We start from the raw sequence: 23,031 nt of genomic DNA on the forward strand, positions 1-23,031 counted from the left end.
GGCGGCATTGTTATTGCAGGTGCCGGTAGCTCAGGTGGCGGCCCAACAAACATTGGCGTCCTCACTGTTGCCGAACCTGAAACCTACGCATTACTGATGTCTGGGCTTGCTCTGCTTGCTGCTGTCGCAAGACGCAATAAAACGACTCTTGCCGTCGCATGATTCAGTTTTTCAAATCACTTTACGGGAGCTATGGCTCCCTTTTCCTTTCCAGAATGGCCATGTGTCACTGCAATCAGTGTGAAGCGGTCAATTAGGCTTTTCCCCTTTATCACTGTGATCTCCATACCCAAAGGGGCTCGGCAATTTCTGCGCCCAGATTTCACTCGGGCATGATGAAATGGTTTAGCCCATTTTAGATGCACCTCCTGCCCAACCCCCCGCAACGCGAAGCCATTCGCTATCTTGACGGTCCCCTGCTGGTTCTGGCGGGTGCCGGTTCGGGCAAGACGCGCGTGATTACGCAAAAGATTGCCTATCTGATCGAGGAATGCGGTTTCAGCCCGTCCAACATCGCGGCCATCACCTTCACCAACAAGGCAGCGAAGGAGATGCAGGAGCGCGTCGGCAAGCTGCTCAGGGACAAGCCCTCCGGGCTGACCATCTCGACCTTCCACGCGCTCGGCGTGCGCATCCTGCGCGAGGAAGCCAGGGCGCTGGGCTACAAACCGCGCTTCTCGATCTTCGACGCGAACGACAGCTTCGCCATCGTCTCCGACCTCGCCGGCAGCGTGGACAAGGCGACCATCCGCCGCTTGCAGTCGGTGATTTCCGGCTGGAAGAACGCGCTGGTCACGCCCGCGCAGGCGCTCAAGGGGGTGAGCAACGAAACCGAAAAACTGGCCGCGCAGGCCTACGCCAGTTATTCGGCGACGCTGAAGGCGTATCAGGCGGTCGACTTCGACGATCTGATCGCGCTGCCCGTCGAACTCTTCGAGAATCACCCGGAAATTCTCGGCAAGTGGCAGAACCGTCTGCGCTATCTGCTGGTTGACGAGTATCAGGACACCAACGCCTGCCAGTACAAACTGCTCAGGCTGCTGGCCGGGCCGCGCGCGGCGTTCACCGCCGTCGGCGATGACGATCAGGCGATCTACGGCTGGCGCGGTGCCGATGTCGAGAACCTGCGCGGTCTGCCGCGCGATTACCCGAACCTCAAGCTGATCAAGCTCGAACAGAACTACCGCTCGACGGTGCGCATCCTGAAGGCGGCCAATGCGCTGATCGCGCACAATGAAAAGCTGTTCGACAAGAAGCTGTGGTCCGAGCTCGGTCACGGTGATCCGATCAGTGTGACCGTCTGCAAGGACAACGAGAAGGAAGCCGAGTCGGTGGTGATGAAGCTGCAGGCGCACCGCTTCGAGCATCGTGGCGAGTATCGCGATTACGCCGTTCTTTATCGCGGCAACTTCCAGGCGCGTGCGCTTGAACAGTTCCTGCGCGATCAGCGCATTCCCTATGCGCTGTCTGGCGGACAGTCGTTCTTCGACAAGGCCGAGATCAAGGACATCACTGCCTATCTGCGCCTGCTGGCCAACAGCGACGACGATCCTGCGTTCATCCGCGCCGTGACGACGCCCAGACGCGGGGTCGGCGGGACGACGCTGGAGGCGCTGGGCAGTTATGCTGGCGAACGACATCTGTCGCTGTTTGCCGCCGCTTTCGAGGAAGGATTCGCGCACCGTGTGCAGGCGCGCCAGTTGGCGCCGCTGCTCGAGTTCTGCGAGTTCATCAATCGTCTGGAATATCGTGCGGCCAGGGAAGCGGTCGAGCCGGTGATGAACGATCTGCTGGCGGCTATTGGCTACGAGGTCTGGCTGAACGACGAGGATGACAAGCGCATCGCTCTGGCGCGCTGGGACAACGTTCAGGAGTTGATAAAGTGGCTGGCACGAAAGGGCGAGGAGGACGGCAAGAGCCTGATCGAACTGACACAGACGATCGCGCTGATCAACCTGCTCGACAAGCAGGAGGACGGCAGCCGGCCCGATGCCGTTCAGCTTTCGACGCTGCACGCCGCCAAGGGTCTGGAGTTCAGGCATGTTTTCCTGATCGGCGTCGAGGAGGGCGTGCTGCCGCACCGCGAGTCGCAGGCGCCGGACAAGATAGAGGAAGAGCGCCGCCTGATGTACGTCGGAATTACCCGCGCGCAACGCTCGTTGCATCTGAGTTACTGCGAAAGGCGCAAGCAGGGGCGCGAACTCATTCCCTGCGAACCCTCGCGTTTCATCGCCGAGATGGGCAAGGAGGATTTGCGTTTCTCGGGCGGGAAAGCCGACAGCACACCGGACAAGGCCGGCGGCGCGGCGCGTCTGTCGGCCATGAAGGCAATGCTGGCCGCTAACAAGGTCGGCTGATCCGGATCGAAATGTACCGGTGCCGCCCCGATCCGGCAAAACCCCGAATCCCGTAGTATCTCGTAGGTCGGGTTAGCGCCAGGGAAACACCAAAAGAGCCGTCACACCGGCGAAAGCCGGTGTCCAGTGCCTTGACATTCTGGATTCTGGCTTCCACCGGAATGACGTTTTGGCACGTGTTCAGGGGCTTCCTGACGTAACCGGACGGTACCTGGAACCCGTTCAGTACTGGTTGGGTTCCTTGCCTTCCTGTACACACCAGTAAATCATCACGAGCAATCCGATCAACGGAATCAGGCCGATCAACTGCCACCAGCCGGAGCGGTTGATGTCATGCAGCCGGCGCGCCGTAACGGCGATGCAGGGCAGGAGAGTCGCCAGAGAAAACAAGGTTGAGATCAGCGGACTGATCATCCCGGTTATGACGTTGACCAGAAATACAAAAAGTACCCACCACCAGAATTCCGGACGTTGTGCACGCCCGTTGAAGTCTGCGTACTTTGAAAAACAGGTGCTGATCGATTCGACAAAAGTCATTTTGAATTTCTCCCCGAGTGAATGCAATAAAACCCGCAAGAACTGTGCATCGTTGCAGACCAGGCCGCCCGAATCTTTTGACCGCCAGCGTCACATAGCGTTACGCGACGTTACCTGATCAATGACATCCCGATTGAAACTCCCCGCGTTAATGCTTGCAAGGCCGGAACAAAAGTTCAGTCCAGCGAACCGACCGAGTTTCAAACCCATTTTAACATTAGGAGATAATCATGCTTAAGAACATCATTGCACTTGCCATCGCTGCTGCTTTCGGAACCGCCGCTTTCGCCCAGGCTCCTGCAGCTACCCCCGCCAAGCCGGTTGAAGCCGTCAAGCCGGCTGTGACCAGCACCGCGCCAGCCACCGTAGCGCCTGCTGCCAGCACGTCAGCCAAGCCGGAAATGAAGGTTGAGGAGAAGAAGGTTGAAGCCAAACCGGCTGCCAAAGCGGAAGAAAAGAAAGACGCCGTAGCGGTCGAGAAGAAGCCGCACGCCAAACACAAGGCGAATAAGAAGACGGACGCGACTCACGCCAGCACGACGCCTGCCGCCGCTACCCCGGCTGCAAGCACCATGGCCAAGCCGGAAGCGAAGGTCGAGACGGCTGCTGCGCCTGCTGCCGCACCGGCAGTGAAGAAGTAATCGGCGAGTAACCTACGAAGTCGTCGCCTGGTCCAGACTTCATTGGGCCGGGCAATGAAAAGGGGAGGCCACAATCCGGCCTCCCCTTTTTGCGTTCCGGGTCAAGCGGGTTGCTTACTTTGCTTTGCTGACCAGGTAATCGACGGCGGCTTTAAGCTCGGCATCGCTCAGATCGGCCGCGCCACCGCGCGCTGGCATCGCACCCTTGCCGTTGGTCGCGTTCTTGAGCATCGTCGCGTTTCCGGCGGCAATACGCGGCGCCCAGGCGGCCTTGTCGCCGGTCTTCGGCGCGCCGGCTACGCCGCTGGCATGGCAAACCATGCACACCGCGTTGTAGACGGTCGCGCCATCACGCGGCTTGCCGTCGGATTTGACGGCTGCTTTCTTCATTTCCACCCGGGCTACCGGCAGGATACGCAACTCGGCGTCGTCACCGCCGCCGGCAGCGGAGCCTCCCTTGCCAATCATTGAAAGTGGCCAGATGAGAACGACCAGAACGATTGCCACGACAATCGTGATCGTCAAGATCATCTTCGATGAGTATTGTTTGTTTGCCATGTTGATCCTCTGTTATCTAGTGGTAAAGGTTGGTAGAGCACCATAGTGCAATGATTCTGGGTAGATTCAATCGCTGGTCCGTGGGGCGAGCTGGCAGTAGCGGGAGCCGTGGAACAACAGCGGCGACTGCGCTTTTCCCTGGGCAAAACGCTCGACGTGACCGACGAAGATGAGGTGATCGCCGCCTGGATAGTGTGCCTCGTTGCTGCATTCGAACCAGGCGCAACAGCCTTCGATCAGCGGTGCTCCGCCAAGCCCGCTGCGCTGGGGCAGATCGGCAAAGTGCTCGTTGCTGCGCGAAGCAAAGCGGTCGGAGAGGTTCTGCTGGTCGGCAGAAAGAACGTTCACCGAATAGTGGCTTGCGCTGCGGAACGACTCAAGCATCGGCGAGCCCAGCGACAGGCTCCAGAGAATGAGCGGCGGATCGAGCGAAACCGAATTGAACGAGCTGATCGTCAGCCCAATCGGCTCACCGTCAATGTCCAGTGCGGTGACGACGGTCACTCCGGTAGCAAAACAGCTCAGCGTGCTGCGGAAATCGCGGCAACAAAAGCCTCTGGCCGCCAGTGTTCGCCCGCTATCGCAGGTTTCGCAGGGCAGATCGGCAACATTCGTCGTTATCTCGGGGCAGTTCGCAGAGGAGGTGGTGAAGGTCATCGGGGGGTCTGGGCGGAATGGTGCGGCATGCTAAGATCAGCGCTCTTCGGGGAAGTTAGGGAGTTCGGCCATGCCGACGGTAGCCCGTGGCAACAAACGGTTCAACCCTCGAATTATCGCCTCGCAGCGTGTGCCTGTCGAGAAACTTGCACAATCTCGCTACTTTTTCCGGTGTGTGCATGACTGAATCCCTGAGAATTTTTTCTGCCCGTCTGATCAAATGGCAAAGAGAACACGGGCGCCATGACCTGCCCTGGCAAAATACGCGGGATGCCTACCGCATATGGCTTGCTGAAATCATGTTGCAGCAAACCCAGGTGGGCACGGTGATCCCGTACTACACGCGTTTCCTCGAACGCTTCCCGACGATCGAATCGCTGGCGCAGGCACCGCTGGCATCCGTGCTCGAACTCTGGGCCGGACTCGGCTATTACGCGAGGGCACGCAATCTGCACCGCTGTGCTCAAGTCATCGTTACCGATCACGGCGGCGAATTTCCGAAGGAAGTGCAAGTCATCGCCGGATTGCCGGGAATCGGTCGTTCGACGGCGGCAGCGATCAGTGCCTTTGCCTTCGGGACTCGAGCGGCGATCCTCGACGGCAACGTCAAGCGTGTGCTGGCGCGCTGTTTTGGCATCGAAGGGTTTCCCGGATCGGCGAAAACGGAAAAAGCGCTGTGGTTGCTCGCCGACACCTTGCTTCCGGCCAAAAATATTGAGGCCTACACACAGGGGCTGATGGATCTGGGTTCGACGCTATGCACGCGCCGCAAGCCGTTCTGCTCGTCCTGCCCGATGCACGCACTGTGCATCGCCCGCCGCGAAGGCCGGCAGGCCGAACTGCCGGTCTCCAAACCAGGAAAGGTCCTGCCTGAACGCGAAACGAGCCTGTTGTTGCTTAACGATGGAAAGCGCGTCCTGCTCGAACGCCGGCCACCGGCCGGTATCTGGGGCGGCCTGTTAACCCTGCCCGAGGGTGGTACAGCCGAGGCCAGGGTGTTTGCCCGGCGCCACGGCTTTAGTTTGCTCGACATGCAGCCATTGCCGAGCCTCAGGCACAGCTTCAGCCATTTTCACCTGAACATTCTGCCGCTGCTTTGCACCGTGGAAGCAAGGGCTTGCCTGGTGGCAGAAGCCGGGTGGCAATGGCTTGAGCACGTTGAGATCGAGACAGCCGCGCTACCGACGCCGATCAGGCGCCTGCTCAGGGGGATGCTGCAGAAAGTTGGTTAGCCGCTCTTCTCGCCCGGACTGCGGCTGCCACTGATCGATACGACTTCGATCCCGTATTTCCGGGCGACCTGATGGTAGAGTTCGCGCGCTGAAATGACTTTGGCGTTACGCATCTCCTTGCTCTGTGCCATATGCAGGTAGCGTACTCCACGTTGTCCCATTTCTTCGTTCCAGCCTTTACGCTCAAGCAGGGTGAAGATCGCCTTGGCGGCGTTGACCAGGAATTGCAGGTTGGGAACGCGTTCGGCGGCTTCGATCAGCATCTGCACCGAAGACTCGAGATCGCCGCTGCGCGCTGCCAGAACCCCACGGTTGTTGAGCTCGACGATTTCCTTGCCGACCCTGGCGAGCATGGATTGACCCGCCTCCTCGTGGCCTGTTTTCGAGAAGACTCCCTGGATTTGGGCGATCATGCTGCGGTCTTCGTGGTTTTCGGCGGCGACTTTGCTCAGGATTTCCTGCGCCATGCTTGTATTTCCAGCCGCCAGACAGGCGTGAGCCAGATCAACGGCGATTTTCTGTGGAAAATCCTTCTGATTGGGATCGCCCTGCAGGCTGCTGTGCAAGACCAATGCTTTTTCCAGCGCCTGTCTGGCTTTGGCCGGTTCACCTTCCTGCTCGGCGCAGAGGCTGTCCATGATCAGCGAGGCCAACTCACCCTGCTTGTTGCCGCGCCAGTCTCGCCGTAGTTCCTGTGTAATCTTTCTCGCACCATCCGTATGGCCTTTGTCGAGCATGACTCGTGTCAGGTTGGTGTAGTCATCGATGATCCTGAGCGACGATCCGCGATGACGTTCGAGCACCTTGCCATAGGCACGTTCAGCGGTATCAAGATCTTCGTTGCGAACGGCGACATCGCCGACCATGCGCTGTCGCAACGAATTATTGGGCGATATTTCGCTGGCCTTTTGCAGAACCTCCTGCGCTTCCACAAGTTTCCCCATTTCCTCGCGTACGCTGGCAACGAAGTCATATGCGGCAAGATACTCGGGAAAGTCGTCGATAACCGAGTTCCCCATGCTTTCGGCTGCGGCCAGTTCGTCCATTCCACGCAGTGCGCTAGCCAGACCCATGCGCGCCCAGGGAACCATGGCGTTGTCGAGGACCTGTTGATAGACCACCTGAGCCTCCTGAAAACGACCAAGCACATTCAGAATTTCGCCCTTGAAGCGCAACGTGTCATATAGGAAGGCTGCTTCCTTGCCGATCAGAAGGTCACAAGCCGTTAGCGCATCGGCAAATGCACCGTTATCCAGATGTCCGAAGACCTTGGAAAAATACTGTTTCTTGTAGATTGCCCGGATCAGACGAGTATGTAGTTGATCGGCCGTGAAGGGCTTGATCAGGTAATCGTCCGGTGCCAGCTCGGCTACCGACATTACGTTGTGATAGGCGCGCTCAGCCGTTATCACCATGAACACGGTTGATAGCGAAATCAGATGCTTCTGCCGCAACTCCTCAAGCAGTTGCTGACCATCACGCCCGTCTTCGAGCAGATAGTCAGCGAAAATGATGTCGAACGAATAAGCCTTGACCTGCCGCAGAACCTCGATGGAAGAGCCGGCGTTATGTACGGAACTGATCCCGAGATTGGATAGAATGATGCGCATTGAATTGCGCGCGCTGGCGTGTTGATCGACGAGAAGTACCCGCATTCTCGCGAGTTCTTTCCCCATCTTTTGCATCAGATCGGCGGTGTGGTCGGGTTCGGGAGCGGCCATGCAATGAACATTACGCGAGTGTGCGTCAGCGAGCAAGCGGGACGGGGCTTACGAATTGAAGCTGTTTTCAGCCTTGAGCGTTCTACAAAGTGCCTAAAGAAAACAAGAATGCCTTTAAATTAGTAGTGCTCCTGATCTACCCTTGCGTTCATTGCGACTTTGCGGCAGGCGTGGGGATTGCTTTGCAGTAGTTACACTAGTCAGTCGAAACCTGTTATTTTTCAGCGAATTGGCGTAGAATCCGCATCCCTTCAGCGTTCCCGGACTTGGCGGACTCCTTATGCAGTTTCCTGACCGTTTCGACGTGATAGTGGTCGGTGGTGGCCATGCCGGCACCGAGGCCGCGCTGGCCAGCGCGCGCATTGGCGCCAGGACGCTTCTGCTCACGCATAACCTCGATACGCTGGGTGCAATGAGTTGCAACCCATCGATCGGCGGGATCGGCAAGGGACATCTGGTCAAGGAGGTCGATGCACTCGATGGCGCCATGGCGGCAGCGACCGACGAAGCCGGTATCCAGTTTCGCATCCTCAACTCAAGCAAGGGGCCGGCCGTCCGCGCAACGCGCGCTCAGGCCGATCGCGTTCTTTATCGGCAGGCGATACGAAGCCGGCTGGAGAACCAGCCCAACCTGACGCTGTTCGCCCAGGCCTGCGACGATCTGCTGGTCGAGGGTGATCGCGTGGCCGGTGCCGTAACGCAACTCGGCGTGCGCTTTGCGGCGCGTAGCGTGGTACTGACTGCCGGTACCTTTCTCAACGGCCTGATTCACGTCGGGCTGTCGAACACCACCGGCGGACGCATGGGCGATATGCCCTCGGTTTCGCTCGCCGCCCGTCTGCGCGAGTTGCAATTGCCTGCCGGGCGTCTGAAAACGGGAACGCCACCGCGCCTTGACGGCAAGACCATTGACTTCTCTGTGATGGAGGAGCAGCACTCGGACGATCCGCTACCGGTATTTTCCCTCCTCGGTCACGCAAGCCAGCATCCCCGTCAGTTGCCGTGCTGGATTACCAGTACCAATGAACGTACTCATGACATCATCCGTGCCAATCTTGATCGTTCGCCGATGTACACCGGCTTGATCGAAGGCGTTGGTCCGCGCTACTGTCCTTCGATTGAGGACAAGATCCACCGCTTTGCCGCCAAGAACAGCCACAACATCTTCCTCGAGCCGGAAGGGCTGACGACGCATGAAATCTACCCGAACGGGATTTCGACCAGTCTGCCCTTCGACGTGCAACTGGCGTTCGTGCGCTCGATGCGCGGCCTCGAGAATTGCCACATCCTGCGCCCTGGTTATGCCATCGAGTACGATTACTTCGATCCCTGCGGTCTGCACGCCTCGCTCGAAACCAAAGCCATTCACGGTCTTTTTTTCGCCGGCCAGATCAATGGTACGACCGGCTATGAGGAAGCGGCGGCGCAGGGACTGCTGGCCGGTGCCAACGCGGCGCTGCACGTGCAGGGCAAGGCGGCCTGGACGCCGCGTCGTGACGAAGCCTATCTTGGCGTTCTGGTCGACGACCTGATTACGCGCGGCGTGTCCGAGCCTTACCGCATGTTTACCAGTCGTGCCGAATATCGCCTTTCCCTGCGCGAGGACAACGCGGACATGCGCCTGACCGAGCACGGTCGCCGCCTTGGATTGGTGGGCGACGCGCGCTGGGCCGCCTTCTGCGCGAAACGTGAAGCGATTGCACGCGAGCAGGAAAGACTGAAATCGACCTGGGTGCATCCGTCCACAGTGTCGGTCGACGAGGCAACGCGTGTGCTTGGGAAGCCGATTGAGCGCGAATATTCGCTGTACGATCTGTTGCGGCGACCGGACGTGAGTTATTCCTCCTTGATGACCTTGCGAGTGAGCGACGCTGGGGGAGAAACAAGTGTCGATGGCGGTGTTTCTGAAGCCTTGGTCGTTGAGCAGGTCGAGATTCAGGCCAAGTATCAGGGTTACATCGACCGTCAGGCCGATGAGGTGAGCAGGAACCTGTCCAATGAAGAAACGTGTTTGCCGGATGAGATGGATTACAGCCGGATCGGTGGCTTGTCGAATGAGATTCAGCAAAAGCTGATCCGGCACCGGCCGGAGACCATCGGTCAGGCTTCGCGTATTCAGGGCATGACGCCGGCGGCTATTTCGATATTGCTGGTCCATCTCAGGCGCGGCACTCAGGATGCGGCTCGCAAACTGGCCTGAAGAGGTCGAAACCATGAGGCAGGCGGTACAACAGCTTGAGCAGGGTCTGGGCGCACTGGGTATTGATTTGCCGGTTGCCGCGCAGCAAAAGCTGCTTGACTATGTGGCCTTGCTTTACAAGTGGAACAAAATCTACAGCCTGACCGCGCTGCGCGAGCAGGAGAAGGCGGTCAGTCACCACTTGCTTGATTCGCTGGCGGTGCTGCCCTTTGTTGCAGCGGGAAGTTTGCTTGATGTGGGCAGTGGTGGCGGAATGCCCGGGATTCCCCTGGCGATTGCCTGTCCGGATTTGCGTATAACCTTGATCGACAGCAATTCGAAGAAGGCGGCTTTTCTTCAACAGGCCGCGATCGAGTTGAGTTTGCCCAATATTTCCGTTCACTGCGGGCGAGTCGAACAGTATCATCCAGCGTCTGGCTTTGCATTGATTACGTCGCGTGCATTTTCCGGGCTGGCTGATTTTGTTGCTCGTTCACGACACCTCCTTGCCGCTGACGGGCGCTGGCTGGCCATGAAAGGTGTCTGGCCGGAGGACGAAATCGGGCGATTGCCTGCAGCTATAGCGGTCGATGCCGTACATCGGCTGGTGGTGCCGGGTGTTAACGGGGAGCGGCATCTGGTGGTTTTGCGTTGTACCGACGCACAGCGTCGAGGGGAGAGTTGAGTTGGCAAAAATACTGGCAGTGACCAACCAGAAGGGCGGCGTCGGCAAAACCACGACCGCAGTCAACCTGTCTGCCTGTCTGGCTAGCCTTGGACAGCGCGTGCTGATGATTGATCTCGATCCGCAGGGTAATGCAACCACCGGCTGCGGCGTTGTCAAGCGTGTTGCACTGCCAACCGTTTACCAGATTCTGATCGGTCGCTCGACCTTCAGCGAAGTGCGCATCCGGACCGATTTCGGTTTTGATATCCTGCCTGCGAATCGTGAACTGGCAGGGGCCGAGGTCGAACTGATCGAGATGGAGGCTCGTGAATACCGGTTGCGCGAGGCGCTTTCTTCGGCCCGGGATGAGTACGATTTCATCCTGATGGACTGCCCTCCGGCGCTCAACATGTTGACCGTCAACGGGCTGGTGGCTGCAGAATCGGTGATGATCCCGATGCAGTGCGAGTATTACGCGCTGGAAGGGCTGACCGATCTTGTCGCCACACTCAAGAAAGTGCGCGCCAATCTCAATTCCAAACTTGAAATCGAAGGCTTGCTGCGCACTCTGTTCGATCCGCGTTCGACACTGACCCAGCAGGTCTCCGGCGAGTTGGTTGATCATTTCGGCAGCAAGGTCTATCGCACCATCATCCCGCGCAACGTCCGTCTGGCCGAGGCGCCATCCTACGGCAAACCGGTGATTGCCTTTGATCGAGCCTCAAAGGGCGCGCAGGCCTACATGGCTCTGGCGCAGGAAATGCTGGATCGGGGCGATGGGCTCGTACGCCCTGGCGTCGCACAAGGAGCTGAAGCATGAAACTGAAAGGGCTTGGCCGCGGTCTTGATGCCCTGCTGGCCGACAGCGAAACGCAGGGCAGGGAGCAGCAACGCTCGCTGCCGGTCGGCAATCTGCAGCCAGGAAAATACCAGCCGCGCACCCGGATGGACAGCACTTCGCTGGAAGAGCTGGCCGCCTCGATCCGGGTTCAGGGCTTGATGCAGCCCATTCTGGTACGTCCGCTTGGCGATAAGTCGGGCGAAGACCGGTTCGAGATTGTCGCCGGTGAGCGCCGCTGGCGTGCAGCCCAGATGGCTGGCCTGACCGAAGTGGCGACCCTGATCCGTGAAATCCCGGACGAATCAGCGCTGGCCATGGCGCTGATCGAGAATATCCAGCGCGAAAACCTCAATCCTCTGGAAGAAGCGCAGGGTCTGCAACGGCTGGTCGACGAGTTTTCAATGACCCATCAACAGGCTGCCGATGCGGTGGGTCGTTCGCGATCGGCCGCATCCAATCTTCTGCGTCTGTTGCAGTTGGTGGCGCCGGTACAGGAGTTGCTGATGCGTGGGGATATTGATATGGGCCATGCCCGCGCCCTGCTGCCTTTATCCGGTGCGCTACAGATTCAACTCGCCCAGCGCATAGTCCAGAAAGGCCTGTCGGTGCGTGATGCCGAACGCCTGGTACAACATGCCCTCAAGCCACCGAAACAGGTTGCCGCAATAAAGCCGGATCGGGATGTGCTGCGTCTTCAGGAAGAACTGTCGGATTTTCTCGGTGCGCAGGTTGAAATCAGCACGAACAAGAAGGGTGCAGGTAAAATCCGGATTGAGTTCGGTGATCTCGATCAGCTTGAAGGGATCCTGCAGCGGATGCGCTAAGGAAACAAAAAGATTTATAAATCAAAATATTCCCGAGTTTTGCGGAATGCTGTGCAGGTCTTTTTTTGGAGTTTTCAGGCTGTCGAGATGTTTGATCAATTTTCGGTGCTGTTTTATGGCTGGCAAAGTGCTATATTCAATTCTTCTACGAATAAGTATTGACGCACATTTCGAATAGTCTTATAGTTAACTAGACGACTTGCAGTAAATAGCCAATTTTTGTATCAGCTAATGTTCAGAGCTATCATTCTGCAAGTAGGGGTAACAATAATTACGGCGTTAGCGGCTGGTTTGTTCGCAGGAACGCAGGGAGCGGTGTCGGCAATATTGGGCGGGGCGGCGTGTATCCTGCCTAACTTTTTGTTTGCCTTGCGCCTGAAGTACGTGGCTGGTCGGCCCGGAGCTTCATACTCTGCCAATTTCTTCGTTGGCGAATTCGTCAAGATTGCAGCAACGGTAGGGTTACTGGTTCTCGTTGTTACGAAATACTCCGATCTGCACGGGCTTTCCATGCTTATCGGTCTGGGGCTTGCTTTGCAAGCGGGTTTTTTGGCTTTCTGGAAAAAGTCCTGATCATGGTTACTGGTCACGAAGCTGCTGCAAACGCTCCGAACGCTGGCGAATACGTCGTCCACCACCTGACCCAGTTGAATACCTCGGGTCACGCGCAGACGTCGATTATCGACTTCTCCATCATCAATCTGGATAGCGTCTTCTATTCGATCCTGATGGGTGTGCTCGGGCTGTTTTTCATGTGGCGTCTGGCAAAGAAAGTGACTTCCGGCGTTCCCGGTCGTGCCCAGGCAGCGCTAGAAATACTTGTTGAAATGGTGGACAGCCAGGCCAAGGGGATTATTCACAACAAGGAGTCACGCCACTTTGTTGCGCCGCTGGCATTGACCGTTTTTGTCTGGATTTTCCTGATGAATTCGATGGACTTCCTGCCGGTCGATTTGCTACCCAGATTCTGGCAGTACGTTACCGGCGATCATCACGCCTATCTGCGTGTGGTGCCTACCGCCGATCTTAACGTGACCCTAGGCATGTCGATCGGCGTACTTCTTATCTGCATCTGGTACAACATCAAGATCAAGGGACTGGGCGGCTGGATTCACGAACTCTTTACGGCGCCGTTTGGTAACCACCCCTTGCTCTATCTGCCCAATTTCCTGATGCAGATGATTGAATTTCTGTCCAAAACGGTTTCCCACGGCATGCGACTTTTCGGCAACATGTACGCCGGCGAGTTACTGTTCATGCTGATCGCGCTGATGGGCGCTACCTACGGTGTATCCACAGGCATGACTGGACCGCTGTTATGGATTGGCCACATACTTGCCGGTTCGTTATGGGCTATATTCCACATCCTGATTGTCTTGCTGCAGGCCTTCATCTTCATGATGCTGGCGCTGGTGTATATCGGTCAGGCACACGAAAGTCATTAAGTGCATAATTTGTTGTAGTTCTGATTGTTAACTGAGTAGTTCAATTTGAAGGAGTGGTCATGGAACTTGTTCTTGGTAATGTAGCGCTGGCCTGTGGTCTGATTATCGGTCTGGGCGCTATCGGGGCTTGTATCGGTATCGGCCTGATGGGAGGCAAGTACATTGAAGCCGCCTCCCGCCAGCCTGAGTTGATGAATGAACTGCAGACCAAAATGTTCCTGCTGGCTGGTCTGATTGACGCGGCATTCCTGATCGGCGTTGGTATCGCCATGATGTTTGCCTTCGCCAGCCCGTTCGTCATCAAATAAGCGGACATCTCCCATCAACCTTTCAGAGGGAAGATAACCGTGAATCTGAACGCAACTCTGTTCGCCCAGATCGTTGTGTTCTTCATTCTGGCGTGGTTCACGATGAAGTTCGTGTGGCCGCCCATCATGAAGGCGCTCGACGAACGTGCGACAAAGATCGCCGATGGCCTCGCCTCCGCAGAACGCGGACGGCATAGTCTGGAGCTCGCATCCAAGAATTCGGCTGAAACTGTACGTGAAGGCAAGCTAAAGGTAGCTGAAATACTTGCTCAAGCCGAGAAACGCGCGCAACAAATCATCGAGGATGCCAAGACGCAGGCCAAGGTCGAAGCCGACAAGGTCGTTGCCGGTGCCAAGGCGGAAATCGAACAGGAAGCTGCGCGTGTCAAGGAATCCCTGCGTGAACGTGTTGCCGAACTGGCCGTTGCCGGTGCCGAGAAGATTCTGCGCCGTGAAATCGATGCCAAGGTACACGCCAGCATGCTGGCTGCGATCAAACAGGATCTCTAACGCTCATGGCTGAATCTGTCACCATCGCTCGTCCCTATGCGCAGGCTGTTTTCCGTCTGGCGCGGGAAAGCAAATCGCTGAAGGCCTGGTCAGATCGATTGCAGCGGCTTGCTGCAATCGCGCAAGACGCCGAAATGACCAAGGTTGTTGGTAATCCGAAGTTTTCCGCCGCGCAGGTCGCGAATCTGTTTGTATCTCTATCCGGCGAACCGGGCAACCAGGAACTGACTTCATTTATCGGTATCCTGGCCGAGAACGAACGGCTCGATGTACTGACGCAAATCCAGGAAATCTACGAGCAGCTCAAGAGCAAAGACGAGGGAGTCAAGGAGGCTGTTATCAGCACTGCCTTTCCTCTCAACGATGCACAACTGAAAAATCTGATGAGCCAGCTTGAATCCCATTTCTCCAGCAAGCTCCAGCCTCTTGTCGAGGTGGATGCAACACTGATTGGCGGGATCAAGGTGGCGGTAGGTGACCAGGTACTCGATGCTTCCGTTCGCGGCAAGCTTGATGCGATGGCCACGGCGCTTAAGAACTAGGAGAAATTCATGCAATTGAATCCTTCCGAGATCAGTGAACTGATCAAGAGCAAGATTCTGAATCTGGACGTAGGCGCCGAAACCCGCACGCAGGGTACCGTTGTCTCGGTAACGGACGGCATTTGTCGTGTGCACGGTCTGGCCGACGTGATGCAGGGTGAAATGCTTGAATTTCCGGGCGGTGCCTTCGGCATGGCGCTAAACCTCGAGCGCGACTCGGTCGGTGCCGTGGTACTGGGTGAATACGAACAAATTACCGAAGGTGATACGGTCAAGACGACCGGTCGCATTCTTGAAGTTCCGGTCGGTCCGGAACTGCTCGGTCGCGTGGTTAACTCCCTCGGCCAGCCGATTGACGGCAAGGGCCCGGTCAATGCCAAGCTGACCGACAAGATCGAAAAAGTAGCGCCTGGAGTCATCTGGCGCAAGTCGGTTTCGCAACCGGTGCAAACGGGTCTGAAATCAATCGACGCGATGGTTCCAATCGGTCGCGGACAGCGTGAATTGATCATCGGTGACCGTCAGACCGGCAAGACCGCAGTGGCAATTGATACCATCATCAATCAGAAGGGCAAGGATCTGATTTGTATCTATGTTGCGATCGGTCAGAAAGCATCGACGGTCGCCAACGTGTTGCGCAAGCTGGAAGAACATGGCGCGATGGGGTATACCATCATCGTTGCCGCTACGGCGGCCGAATCGGCCGCCTTGCAGTACATTGCACCCTATTCGGGCTGCACGATGGGCGAATATTTCCGTGATCGCGGTCAGGATGCATTGATCATTTACGACGATCTCACCAAGCAGGCCTGGGCCTACCGTCAGGTTTCCCTTCTGTTGCGTCGTCCTCCGGGTCGTGAAGCTTACCCGGGCGACGTCTTTTACCTGCACTCCCGCCTGCTCGAGCGTGCCGCTCGTGTTTCGGAAGAATGGGTCGAAAAGTTCACCAATGGCGAAGTCAAGGGCAAGACGGGTTCGTTGACCGCATTGCCGGTGATCGAAACACAGGCCGGTGACGTGTCTGCGTTTGTTCCGACCAACGTCATTTCGATTACCGACGGCCAGATATTCCTCGATACCGACCTCTTCAACTCCGGCGTCCGGCCGGCCATTGATGCCGGTATTTCGGTTTCGCGTGTTGGTGGTGCGGCGCAGACCAAGGTCATCAAGAAGCTCGGCGGTGGCGTGCGTCTGGCGCTCGCCCAGTACCGCGAACTAGCCGCCTTCGCGCAATTTGCTTCCGATCTTGACGAAGCGACCCGCAAGCAGCTTGATCGCGGTCGTCTGGTTACCGAATTGATGAAGCAGCCACAATACTCACCGATGGCAATTTCCGAGATGGCGATTACCTTGCACGCTGTTAACAAGGGCTTTTTCGATGATGTTGAAGTTAAGATTGCGCTTGATATCGAAAAGCAGATGCAGAGCTTCGTCAAGCAGAAGTACGCCGCCCTCGTCAGCAAGATCGAGACGAGCAAAGATCTTGATGCTGAAGCTGAGAAAGAACTCACCAAGGCGATCGAGGAGTTCAAGGCCACGCTGGCCTGATCGATCAAGGAGATTGCCATGGCAAGCGGCAAGGAAATACGCAACAAGATCAAGAGCGTAGAAAGTACGCGCAAAATCACCAAGGCCATGGAGATGGTGGCCGCATCAAAAATGCGCAAAGCGCAGGATCGGATGCGTGCAGCCCGTCCCTATGGCGAGAAAATCAGGCGTGTGGCCGGTAATCTGTCGCATGCTCTGACGGACTATAGTCACCCCTTCCTCGTCACTCGCGAGCAGGTAAAGTCGGTCGGTTTGATTACGGTGACTTCAGACAAAGGGCTGTGTGGTGGTCTGAATACCAACGTCCTGCGTCTTGCTCTGAGCAGGATGAAAGAGTGGGACGCTGAAGGCAAAAAACTTCAGGTGACCGCCATAGGCAACCGGGGCTTCAGTTTCATGATGCGCGCCGGAGCAAATATTGTCTCGCACGTTGTGGCTATGGGCGATACCCCGCATCTTGAAAAGCTTATCGGTCCCACCAAAGTTCAACTCGACGCCTACATCAAGGGCGAAATTGACGTTCTGTACATTGCCTACACCCGTTTCATCAACACGATGAAGCAGGAACCGGTTATTGAACAATTGCTGCCGCTATCCGGCGAGTTGGTGGGCAGCAGCAGCCGCAACAGTTGGGATTACCTCTACGAGCCGGATGCCAAGTTGGTTATCGACGATCTGTTGGTGCGCTACGTTGAAGCAAGCTTGTATCAGGCGGTGGCCGAAAATATGGCTTCCGAGCAGAGCGCGCGTATGGTAGCCATGAAGGCTGCTTCGGACAATGCCAAAGACGTCATTGGTGAACTCAAGCTGGTTTATAACAAGGCTCGCCAGGCATCGATAACCAAAGAGCTTTCGGAAATTGTCAGCGGCGCGGCGGCTGTCTGACCACGCCTATTTAGTTTATTGATTGGGGATACGACGATGAGTCAAGGAAACATTGTTCAGTGTATCGGTGCCGTGGTGGACATCCAGTTCCCGCGCGATGCGATGCCGAGAATCTACGATGCACTATTGCTCGACAAATCCGAAGAGCACGGCAACTGTGAAGCGGATCTGACGTTTGAAGTTGAGCAGCAACTCGGTGACGGTGTCGTCCGAACCATTGCCATGGGCTCCTCCGACGGCTTGCGTCGCGGCATGAAAGTCAACAATTCCGGTGCCGGAATATCGGTTCCGGTGGGTGATGCGACGATTGGCCGCATCATGAATGTTCTCGGTCGGCCGATTGACGAAGCCGGGCCGATTGCCACCGAAGAGCGTCGCGAAATTCACCAGTTGGCCCCCAAATTTGACGAACTTTCGCCCTCGGTCGATCTGCTCGAAACCGGTATCAAGGTCATCGACCTCGTTTGCCCGTTCGCCAAGGGCGGCAAGGTCGGCCTGTTCGGTGGCGCCGGGGTCGGCAAGACCGTCAACATGATGGAACTCATCAACAACATCGCCAAGCAACACTCCGGCCTCTCGGTTTTTGCCGGTGTTGGTGAGCGTACCCGTGAAGGCAACGATTTCTACCACGAGATGAAGGACTCCAACGTTCTTGACAAGGTGGCGATGGTCTTTGGCCAGATGAACGAACCGCCGGGCAACCGTCTGCGCGTGGCGCTGACCGGCCTGACCATGGCCGAGCGGTTCCGTGATGACGGTCGCGATATCCTGTTCTTCGTCGATAATATTTACCGCTACACGCTGGCCGGTACCGAAGTATCCGCGCTGCTCGGCCGGATGCCTTCTGCCGTGGGCTATCAGCCCACGCTGGCTGAAGAAATGGGTCGTCTGCAAGAGCGGATCACCTCGACCAAGGTGGGTTCGATCACCTCGATTCAGGCCGTATATGTGCCCGCCGATGACTTGACCGATCCGTCTCCGGCGACCACCTTCCTGCACCTTGACTCGACGGTCGTTCTGTCGCGAGACATCGCCTCGCTGGGTATCTACCCGGCCGTCGATCCGCTTGACTCCACTTCGCGCCAGCTTGATCCGCAGGTGGTTGGCGAAGAGCACTACAATGTCGCACGTGCAGTTCAGATGACGCTGCAGAAGTACAAGGAACTGCGCGACATCATCGCCATTCTGGGCATGGACGAACTGTCGCCCGAAGACAAGTTGTCGGTTTACCGCGCGCGCAAAATTCAACGCTTTTTGTCGCAGCCTTTCCATGTCGCCGAAGTTTTCACCAATTCGCCGGGCAAGTACGTACCGCTCAAGGACACCATCAAGGGTTTCAAGATGATCTGTGACGGCGAGTGCGACAGCATCCCTGAGCAGGCCTTCTATATGGTCGGCAGTATCGAGGAAGCATTCGAGAAGGCCAAAACCCTTTAAGCTCAATCCATCGGGGCGTCGTGTTGGCATACAGGCAGTACGCATCTGACACGACCCGCGCAGGGGAAATACCATGCCACTCAGAGTTCATGTTGACGTAGTTAGTGCCGAGGAGCTGATTTATTCCGGCGAGACCGAGTTTGCGGTTTTTCCTGGAGAAGCCGGTGAGTTGGGTATCTACCCGCGCCATACGCCGTTGCTGACTCGTGTCAAACCGGGTACCGTCCGTTTGAAGATACCTGATCGCGACGATTTTGAGCTGATCTACGTCTCAGGTGGTGTACTTGAAGTTCAGCCGACGCTGATTACTCTGCTCTCCGACACGGCGATTCGTGCCCACGATCTGGATGAGGCCAAGTCCATCGAAGCCAAGCAACGCGCCGAAGAAGCTCTGAAGAATCGTACTACGGATGCCAACTATGCTTCAGCCGAGGCGGAACTGGCACAGGCTGTCGCCCAGTTGCACGCAATCAAGAAATTACGCAAACGCCCTGGATCCTGAACTCAGGACAGCCAACTTTGATTTTATTGTGATCAGCCTTCGAGTCTTGTCACCCGTTTTTCGAGTTCAGCCAGGTCCTCCTGCAGGTTGCTGATTTCCAGGCAGAAAGTGGAAACGTCCTGATGACGGGCGATAGAAGGACTTTCCTCAGTGAAATACTCGGCCAGGCCCAGTGCCAGATTTTTGGCCTGCTGCTGCTGCCACTTGACCAGTTGCTTACCGCCCTCAAGCAGTCGTCGGGCGGCGATGTCGCCCGTCAGCAACGCCAGATCACTTTCGGCATCCCAATGTAAATTACGGAAAACAAATCCGAGGCTCTCAGCCAGATCGGCTGCACCGCTGATCTGTGTTGCGGCACGCAACGCGGGGCGATCAGTCAGCGCTAATAAGGGCGCATCGGCAGGCAGCTTCAGGGTAACGCTAGCAGCAGCATTCCGGTCGCCCGCAACGAAGTATCCGGAGGCGGTGATTGCAAGTGGCAGGCTCAGCGCGCCGAGTTCAAGGCGCGCTGTCTGCCCGGCAAAAGCCTTGAGGCGCTCACGTGCCCAATCTTCGCCCACGAGAAGACGATTGACCCATCCGAGCGCCGCATCGACCAGCATCACAAACTCAACCGAGTTGCTGGATTCCGGCGATTACCCAACCCTTGCCGCCTTCGCTCGGCTTGCTCAGATTCCAGACCTCGTCAAAAGGCGCGGCAGCGGCGCCCGCCACCTCGCGAATCATGCCGCTGAAATGTACGCTGGCAATATGGCGATTGTCCTCGGTGCTCACTTCAAGGAGTTCAGCATTCAAGGTCACAATGTCGGTCTGCTGCGCTGCGTTACCGCGTTCGTCGATTTGCATCCTGATTTCAGCAAACAGCTCCGGACTGACAAATTCACGAATGTCGTCCAGGTTCCTGGCGTCATTGGCGGCCTGCAGGCGAATGAAGTTGAGCTTGGCGACACGCAGGAAACCCTCGCTGTCAAAGCCTTCGGGAATACGCCCCGCCGACGCGCCGACGGCAGCAGGCGCTACCGAGCCGGGCAACAGGGGTGCAGCGGGTGGCGGGGCCATGGCCGGGCCGCCGGCTCCGGCGTACTGCATCGGCTCATGGATGGCGGGGGGTGGTGCAGCCGTCTTGCGGCGGAACAGCAATTTGAAGACGAAAAACGCCGCCATCGCCAGCAAGGCGATCATCAGGATGTTGGCCAGTCCTTCGCCCATGCCGAAGTGCGAGAGCAGGGCGGCTATGCCGAGGCCGGCAGCGAGACCGGCCAGGGGTCCCATCCAGTTGCGTTTGGGTGCAGCGGCGGGCGCGGCGGCAGGCGAAGCGGGCGCAGCCGGGGTGGCTTGCTGGGCGGGTGCCGCGGGTTTGGGCGGCACGGCCTGGCGTTGCATGCCGAAAGACTTTCCACCGCCCAGGCGCGCGGCTTCGGCATTGCCCACGCTGAGGCCAAGTGCCGTGAAAAAAGCAAAAACAGCCAATAATGTATTTTTCAATTGTTAATCCTTCAGAATTTGAAACCACGATGCAGAGCGACAACACCCAGCGTCAGATTGAAATAGTCGACCTTCTCAAGACCGGCCTGTTCCATCATTCCTTTCAGCGTTTCCTGATCCGGATGGACGCGAATCGACTCGGCCAGATAACGATAACTGGCCTCATCCCCGGTGATGATTTCTCCGATGCGCGGAATGACTTTGAACGAGTAGAAATCATAGGCCGGCGCCAGCGGCTTCCATACTTGGGAGAACTCCAGCACCAGCAAGCAACCGCCAGGACGCAGTACGCGCCGCATCTCGGCCAGCGCGGCGTCCTTGCGGGTCATGTTGCGTAGCCCGAATGCCACTGTCACGCAATTAAAATAGTCATCGGGGAAAGGTAGCTTCTCGGCATCACACTGCGCAACGGGGATCATGAATCCTTTGTCGCACAATCGATCACGGCCATTGGTCAGCATGGCATTGTTGATGTCGGTGAGCCAGACTTCGCCCGTTTTTCCGACCTTGCTGGCGAAAGCCAGCGCGAGATCACCCGTGCCGCCGGCGACATCAAGCACACGCGAACCTTCGCGGACGCCGCTTCGGGCAAGGGTGAATAATTTCCACAGTCGGTGCATGCCAACCGACATGACGTCGTTCATCAGGTCGTATTTCTGCGCCACGGAATCGAAGACCTCAGCAACACGTCGGGCTTTTTCGGCCTCGGCGACTTGCTCGAAGCCGAAATGGGTTTTGCTTTTCATCGTGCGCAGTACAAGAAGTCAATCAGCGAAAAATCAACGTGCGCTGCCACAGGAAGGCGGTTTGGCGGCGGCTACGGGGCTATCAGACGGGTCGCGACTGCCACCTTCCGTTTCCAGCTTGTCGAGGTAGGCTTGCCACAGTTCGTCGCGGTGGACGCAAAGCGTATGCAGAATATCCCAGGAATAGAGGCCGCTTTCGTGCCCATCGGAAAATACCGGTTTGAGCGCATAATTGCCGACCGGCTCAAGGCTGACAATATCCACATCGCGTTTGCCGACCTGCAGCGTCTCCTGCCCCTGACCATGGCCGCGCGCTTCGGCTGATGGTGTAAAAACGCGCAGGAATTCGTAAGTCAGCTCAAAACGCTCACCATTATCGAACGCCAGTTCGAGAATACGGGATTTCTGGTGCAGTTTGATCTCGGTCGGAATCGGCGTGTCGGGTTTCAGGCCTGCCATGGCTACCTTCGTGTGTAAGCGGACGCGCTATCATAGCGCAAAGTCGGGTCGGCGACTCCATGGATAGGGCGTTCCTTTGAAAACCCGGCATCCAGGGTGGAGACAGCGTGGCGCAGAGGTGTTGCAAAGAATCTCCGCAACTCGTTTTTCCTCTGCCTTATGACCAATTGTCATCAATTTGTAATCCTGCCTTAATAAACTGGGAGCAAGAAACTTTGGAGAGTCCCAATTTCATGTCTGCCACTATCCTTGTCGTTGAAGATGAGCCGTCGATTCAGGAACTGATTGCCGCCAGCCTGCAGCATGCCGGACATCGGGTGTTACGCGCTGATACCGCCGAAGATGCAATGCTTCTGGTCACCGAAACCCTGCCCGATGTGGTTCTGCTCGACTGGATGTTGCCCGGAATGAGCGGCATTCAATATGCGCGCAGTTTGCGCAGTGCGGAGCGTACCCACGATCTGCCGATCATCATGCTTACGGCACGCAGCGAGGAACATGACAAGATTGCCGGCCTGGAGGCGGGGGCTGACGACTATCTGACCAAACCGTTTTCACCACGCGAATTACTGGCCCGGATCAAAGCGGTTTTGCGCCGGAGAGCGCCGCAAATGACTGAGGATTGCGTCGAAGTCGAAGGCTTGCGCATTGATCCCGTCACGCATCGTGTTTCCGGAAACGGCCGGACGCTTGACCTTGGTCCGACCGAGTTTCGCCTGCTGCATTTCTTCATGACGCACGCCGAGCGCGTACACAGTCGTACCCAGTTGCTTGATCAGGTTTGGGGTGATCATGTCTTTGTCGAGGAGCGGACGGTGGACGTTCATATCCGCCGATTGCGCGCAGCGCTGGAGCTGACCGGGCACGATCACCTGATCCAGACGGTTCGCGGCAGCGGTTACCGTTTTTCGGCACTGCCCGAATGAAACTTTCCTCACTCACGGAGGATG

At 57.1% G+C, this 23,031-nt stretch carries 26 protein-coding genes; 18 read left to right on the plus strand and 8 right to left on the minus strand.

What is annotated here, in order from left to right; all coding sequences use genetic code 11:
* The first annotated feature begins 51 nt into the window (after positions 1-51).
* The gene (locus tag JNM42_RS19435) at positions 52-162 is read left to right on the plus strand and encodes a PEP-CTERM sorting domain-containing protein (RefSeq protein ID WP_366504413.1); all 111 of its coding nucleotides are present in this window, start codon (positions 52-54) and stop codon (positions 160-162) included.
* A 197-nt stretch (positions 163-359) separates the two neighbouring features.
* Entirely contained in the window at positions 360-2,357 is a 1,998-nt protein-coding gene (locus tag JNM42_RS06440; protein ID WP_294267831.1) for a UvrD-helicase domain-containing protein, read from the plus strand.
* A 222-nt stretch (positions 2,358-2,579) separates the two neighbouring features.
* Here JNM42_RS06440 and JNM42_RS06445 read toward each other — a convergent pair whose 3' ends face one another.
* Positions 2,580-2,894, minus strand: a complete 315-nt coding sequence (locus JNM42_RS06445) for a DUF805 domain-containing protein (protein WP_294267833.1) — start codon at positions 2,892-2,894, stop codon at positions 2,580-2,582.
* Positions 2,895-3,124: 230 nt separating this feature from the next.
* Between JNM42_RS06445 and JNM42_RS06450 the strand changes: the two genes are divergently transcribed.
* Positions 3,125-3,535: an amine oxidase gene (locus JNM42_RS06450; RefSeq protein ID WP_294267834.1), complete on the plus strand. Its 411-nt coding sequence runs from the start codon at positions 3,125-3,127 to the stop codon at positions 3,533-3,535.
* Between the two features lie 114 nt (positions 3,536-3,649).
* Here JNM42_RS06450 and JNM42_RS06455 read toward each other — a convergent pair whose 3' ends face one another.
* The gene (locus tag JNM42_RS06455; protein WP_294267836.1) at positions 3,650-4,093 is read right to left on the minus strand and encodes a c-type cytochrome; all 444 of its coding nucleotides are present in this window, start codon (positions 4,091-4,093) and stop codon (positions 3,650-3,652) included.
* A gap of 66 nt (positions 4,094-4,159) precedes the next feature.
* Positions 4,160-4,750 carry a flavin reductase family protein gene (locus tag JNM42_RS06460; RefSeq protein WP_294267837.1) on the minus strand — a complete coding sequence of 197 codons (591 nt, stop codon included), beginning with the start codon at positions 4,748-4,750 and terminating at the stop codon, positions 4,160-4,162.
* Between the two features lie 179 nt (positions 4,751-4,929).
* On the opposite strand from JNM42_RS06460, the gene mutY reads away from it, so the two are divergent.
* Positions 4,930-5,982 carry an A/G-specific adenine glycosylase gene (gene mutY / locus JNM42_RS06465; RefSeq protein ID WP_294267839.1) on the plus strand — a complete coding sequence of 351 codons (1,053 nt, stop codon included), beginning with the start codon at positions 4,930-4,932 and terminating at the stop codon, positions 5,980-5,982.
* Here the strand turns inward: mutY and JNM42_RS06470 are convergent.
* The gene (locus tag JNM42_RS06470) at positions 5,979-7,703 is read right to left on the minus strand and encodes a response regulator (RefSeq protein ID WP_294267841.1); all 1,725 of its coding nucleotides are present in this window, start codon (positions 7,701-7,703) and stop codon (positions 5,979-5,981) included. The two genes, mutY and JNM42_RS06470, sit on opposite strands and share 4 nt — an antisense overlap.
* Positions 7,704-7,983: 280 nt before the next feature.
* On the opposite strand from JNM42_RS06470, the gene mnmG reads away from it, so the two are divergent.
* The 13 genes from mnmG to JNM42_RS06535 all read left to right on the plus strand — a co-directional run bounded on the left by mnmG (position 7,984) and on the right by JNM42_RS06535 (position 19,391).
* Positions 7,984-9,903: a tRNA uridine-5-carboxymethylaminomethyl(34) synthesis enzyme MnmG gene (mnmG, locus tag JNM42_RS06475; RefSeq protein ID WP_294267843.1), complete on the plus strand. Its 1,920-nt coding sequence runs from the start codon at positions 7,984-7,986 to the stop codon at positions 9,901-9,903.
* Between the two features lie 13 nt (positions 9,904-9,916).
* Positions 9,917-10,567, plus strand: coding sequence for a 16S rRNA (guanine(527)-N(7))-methyltransferase RsmG (gene rsmG / locus JNM42_RS06480; RefSeq protein WP_294267845.1), 651 nt, complete (start codon positions 9,917-9,919; stop codon positions 10,565-10,567).
* 1 nt (position 10,568) lies between these two features.
* Positions 10,569-11,369, plus strand: coding sequence for an AAA family ATPase (locus JNM42_RS06485; RefSeq protein ID WP_294267847.1), 801 nt, complete (start codon positions 10,569-10,571; stop codon positions 11,367-11,369).
* Positions 11,366-12,214, plus strand: coding sequence for a ParB/RepB/Spo0J family partition protein (locus tag JNM42_RS06490; protein WP_294267849.1), 849 nt, complete (start codon positions 11,366-11,368; stop codon positions 12,212-12,214). Before JNM42_RS06485 ends, JNM42_RS06490 begins: the two co-directional genes overlap by 4 nt.
* Positions 12,215-12,445: 231 nt before the next feature.
* Positions 12,446-12,787 carry an ATP synthase subunit I gene (locus JNM42_RS06495; RefSeq protein ID WP_294267851.1) on the plus strand — a complete coding sequence of 114 codons (342 nt, stop codon included), beginning with the start codon at positions 12,446-12,448 and terminating at the stop codon, positions 12,785-12,787.
* Between the two features lie 2 nt (positions 12,788-12,789).
* The gene (gene atpB, locus JNM42_RS06500) at positions 12,790-13,659 is read left to right on the plus strand and encodes a F0F1 ATP synthase subunit A (protein WP_294267852.1); all 870 of its coding nucleotides are present in this window, start codon (positions 12,790-12,792) and stop codon (positions 13,657-13,659) included.
* A 59-nt stretch (positions 13,660-13,718) separates the two neighbouring features.
* The gene (gene atpE, locus JNM42_RS06505; RefSeq protein ID WP_186412073.1) at positions 13,719-13,967 is read left to right on the plus strand and encodes a F0F1 ATP synthase subunit C; all 249 of its coding nucleotides are present in this window, start codon (positions 13,719-13,721) and stop codon (positions 13,965-13,967) included.
* A 39-nt stretch (positions 13,968-14,006) separates the two neighbouring features.
* On the plus strand, positions 14,007-14,477 hold the full coding sequence (locus JNM42_RS06510; RefSeq protein ID WP_294267854.1) for a F0F1 ATP synthase subunit B: 471 nt from the start codon (positions 14,007-14,009) through the stop codon (positions 14,475-14,477).
* Positions 14,478-14,482: 5 nt separating this feature from the next.
* Entirely contained in the window at positions 14,483-15,019 is a 537-nt protein-coding gene (locus tag JNM42_RS06515; RefSeq protein WP_294267856.1) for a F0F1 ATP synthase subunit delta, read from the plus strand.
* A 9-nt stretch (positions 15,020-15,028) separates the two neighbouring features.
* The gene (atpA, locus tag JNM42_RS06520) at positions 15,029-16,567 is read left to right on the plus strand and encodes a F0F1 ATP synthase subunit alpha (protein ID WP_294267858.1); all 1,539 of its coding nucleotides are present in this window, start codon (positions 15,029-15,031) and stop codon (positions 16,565-16,567) included.
* A gap of 18 nt (positions 16,568-16,585) precedes the next feature.
* Entirely contained in the window at positions 16,586-17,452 is an 867-nt protein-coding gene (atpG, locus tag JNM42_RS06525) for a F0F1 ATP synthase subunit gamma (protein WP_294267860.1), read from the plus strand.
* 36 nt (positions 17,453-17,488) lie between these two features.
* Positions 17,489-18,889, plus strand: a complete 1,401-nt coding sequence (gene atpD, locus JNM42_RS06530; RefSeq protein ID WP_294267863.1) for a F0F1 ATP synthase subunit beta — start codon at positions 17,489-17,491, stop codon at positions 18,887-18,889.
* 73 nt (positions 18,890-18,962) lie between these two features.
* Positions 18,963-19,391 carry a F0F1 ATP synthase subunit epsilon gene (locus JNM42_RS06535; protein ID WP_294267865.1) on the plus strand — a complete coding sequence of 143 codons (429 nt, stop codon included), beginning with the start codon at positions 18,963-18,965 and terminating at the stop codon, positions 19,389-19,391.
* A gap of 32 nt (positions 19,392-19,423) precedes the next feature.
* Here JNM42_RS06535 and JNM42_RS06540 read toward each other — a convergent pair whose 3' ends face one another.
* The 4 genes from JNM42_RS06540 to JNM42_RS06555 are packed head-to-tail and all read right to left on the minus strand — an operon-like array spanning position 19,424 to position 22,081.
* Complete coding sequence (locus JNM42_RS06540; RefSeq protein WP_294267867.1) at positions 19,424-19,993, minus strand: hypothetical protein; 570 nt, start codon at positions 19,991-19,993, stop codon at positions 19,424-19,426.
* A gap of 7 nt (positions 19,994-20,000) precedes the next feature.
* Positions 20,001-20,876 (minus strand): Tim44-like domain-containing protein, encoded by an 876-nt coding sequence (locus JNM42_RS06545; protein WP_294267871.1) that lies wholly within the window; start codon positions 20,874-20,876, stop codon positions 20,001-20,003.
* Between the two features lie 11 nt (positions 20,877-20,887).
* On the minus strand, positions 20,888-21,622 hold the full coding sequence (gene ubiE / locus JNM42_RS06550) for a bifunctional demethylmenaquinone methyltransferase/2-methoxy-6-polyprenyl-1,4-benzoquinol methylase UbiE (protein ID WP_294267875.1): 735 nt from the start codon (positions 21,620-21,622) through the stop codon (positions 20,888-20,890).
* Positions 21,623-21,655: 33 nt separating this feature from the next.
* Positions 21,656-22,081, minus strand: a complete 426-nt coding sequence (locus JNM42_RS06555) for a DUF971 domain-containing protein (RefSeq protein WP_294267877.1) — start codon at positions 22,079-22,081, stop codon at positions 21,656-21,658.
* A 233-nt stretch (positions 22,082-22,314) separates the two neighbouring features.
* Here JNM42_RS06555 and phoB point away from each other — a divergent pair, with 233 nt between their 5' ends.
* Complete coding sequence (phoB, locus tag JNM42_RS06560) at positions 22,315-23,007, plus strand: phosphate regulon transcriptional regulator PhoB (protein ID WP_294267879.1); 693 nt, start codon at positions 22,315-22,317, stop codon at positions 23,005-23,007.
* The last annotated feature ends 24 nt before the right edge of the window (positions 23,008-23,031 follow it).

The organism is Propionivibrio sp. (assembly GCF_016790145.1).
Classification (GTDB): domain Bacteria; phylum Pseudomonadota; class Gammaproteobacteria; order Burkholderiales; family Rhodocyclaceae; genus Propionivibrio.

Coding starts and splice junctions, on each gene's coding strand:
- rsmG (WP_294267845.1), top strand. CDS start 9,917: ATGAGGCAGGCGGTACAACAGCTTGAGCAGGGTCTGGGCGCACTGGGT.
- JNM42_RS06535 (WP_294267865.1), top strand. CDS start 18,963: ATGCCACTCAGAGTTCATGTTGACGTAGTTAGTGCCGAGGAGCTGATT.
- atpB (WP_294267852.1), top strand. CDS start 12,790: ATGGTTACTGGTCACGAAGCTGCTGCAAACGCTCCGAACGCTGGCGAA.
- ubiE (WP_294267875.1), bottom strand. CDS start 21,622: ATGAAAAGCAAAACCCATTTCGGCTTCGAGCAAGTCGCCGAGGCCGAA.
- atpG (WP_294267860.1), top strand. CDS start 16,586: ATGGCAAGCGGCAAGGAAATACGCAACAAGATCAAGAGCGTAGAAAGT.
- JNM42_RS06555 (WP_294267877.1), bottom strand. CDS start 22,081: ATGGCAGGCCTGAAACCCGACACGCCGATTCCGACCGAGATCAAACTG.
- JNM42_RS06490 (WP_294267849.1), top strand. CDS start 11,366: ATGAAACTGAAAGGGCTTGGCCGCGGTCTTGATGCCCTGCTGGCCGAC.
- atpE (WP_186412073.1), top strand. CDS start 13,719: ATGGAACTTGTTCTTGGTAATGTAGCGCTGGCCTGTGGTCTGATTATC.
- mnmG (WP_294267843.1), top strand. CDS start 7,984: ATGCAGTTTCCTGACCGTTTCGACGTGATAGTGGTCGGTGGTGGCCAT.
- phoB (WP_294267879.1), top strand. CDS start 22,315: ATGTCTGCCACTATCCTTGTCGTTGAAGATGAGCCGTCGATTCAGGAA.
- JNM42_RS06455 (WP_294267836.1), bottom strand. CDS start 4,093: ATGGCAAACAAACAATACTCATCGAAGATGATCTTGACGATCACGATT.
- JNM42_RS06450 (WP_294267834.1), top strand. CDS start 3,125: ATGCTTAAGAACATCATTGCACTTGCCATCGCTGCTGCTTTCGGAACC.
- JNM42_RS06515 (WP_294267856.1), top strand. CDS start 14,483: ATGGCTGAATCTGTCACCATCGCTCGTCCCTATGCGCAGGCTGTTTTC.
- mutY (WP_294267839.1), top strand. CDS start 4,930: ATGACTGAATCCCTGAGAATTTTTTCTGCCCGTCTGATCAAATGGCAA.
- JNM42_RS06470 (WP_294267841.1), bottom strand. CDS start 7,703: ATGGCCGCTCCCGAACCCGACCACACCGCCGATCTGATGCAAAAGATG.
- JNM42_RS06440 (WP_294267831.1), top strand. CDS start 360: ATGCACCTCCTGCCCAACCCCCCGCAACGCGAAGCCATTCGCTATCTT.
- atpA (WP_294267858.1), top strand. CDS start 15,029: ATGCAATTGAATCCTTCCGAGATCAGTGAACTGATCAAGAGCAAGATT.
- JNM42_RS06540 (WP_294267867.1), bottom strand. CDS start 19,993: ATGCTGGTCGATGCGGCGCTCGGATGGGTCAATCGTCTTCTCGTGGGC.
- atpD (WP_294267863.1), top strand. CDS start 17,489: ATGAGTCAAGGAAACATTGTTCAGTGTATCGGTGCCGTGGTGGACATC.
- JNM42_RS06495 (WP_294267851.1), top strand. CDS start 12,446: ATGTTCAGAGCTATCATTCTGCAAGTAGGGGTAACAATAATTACGGCG.
- JNM42_RS06445 (WP_294267833.1), bottom strand. CDS start 2,894: ATGACTTTTGTCGAATCGATCAGCACCTGTTTTTCAAAGTACGCAGAC.
- JNM42_RS06460 (WP_294267837.1), bottom strand. CDS start 4,750: ATGACCTTCACCACCTCCTCTGCGAACTGCCCCGAGATAACGACGAAT.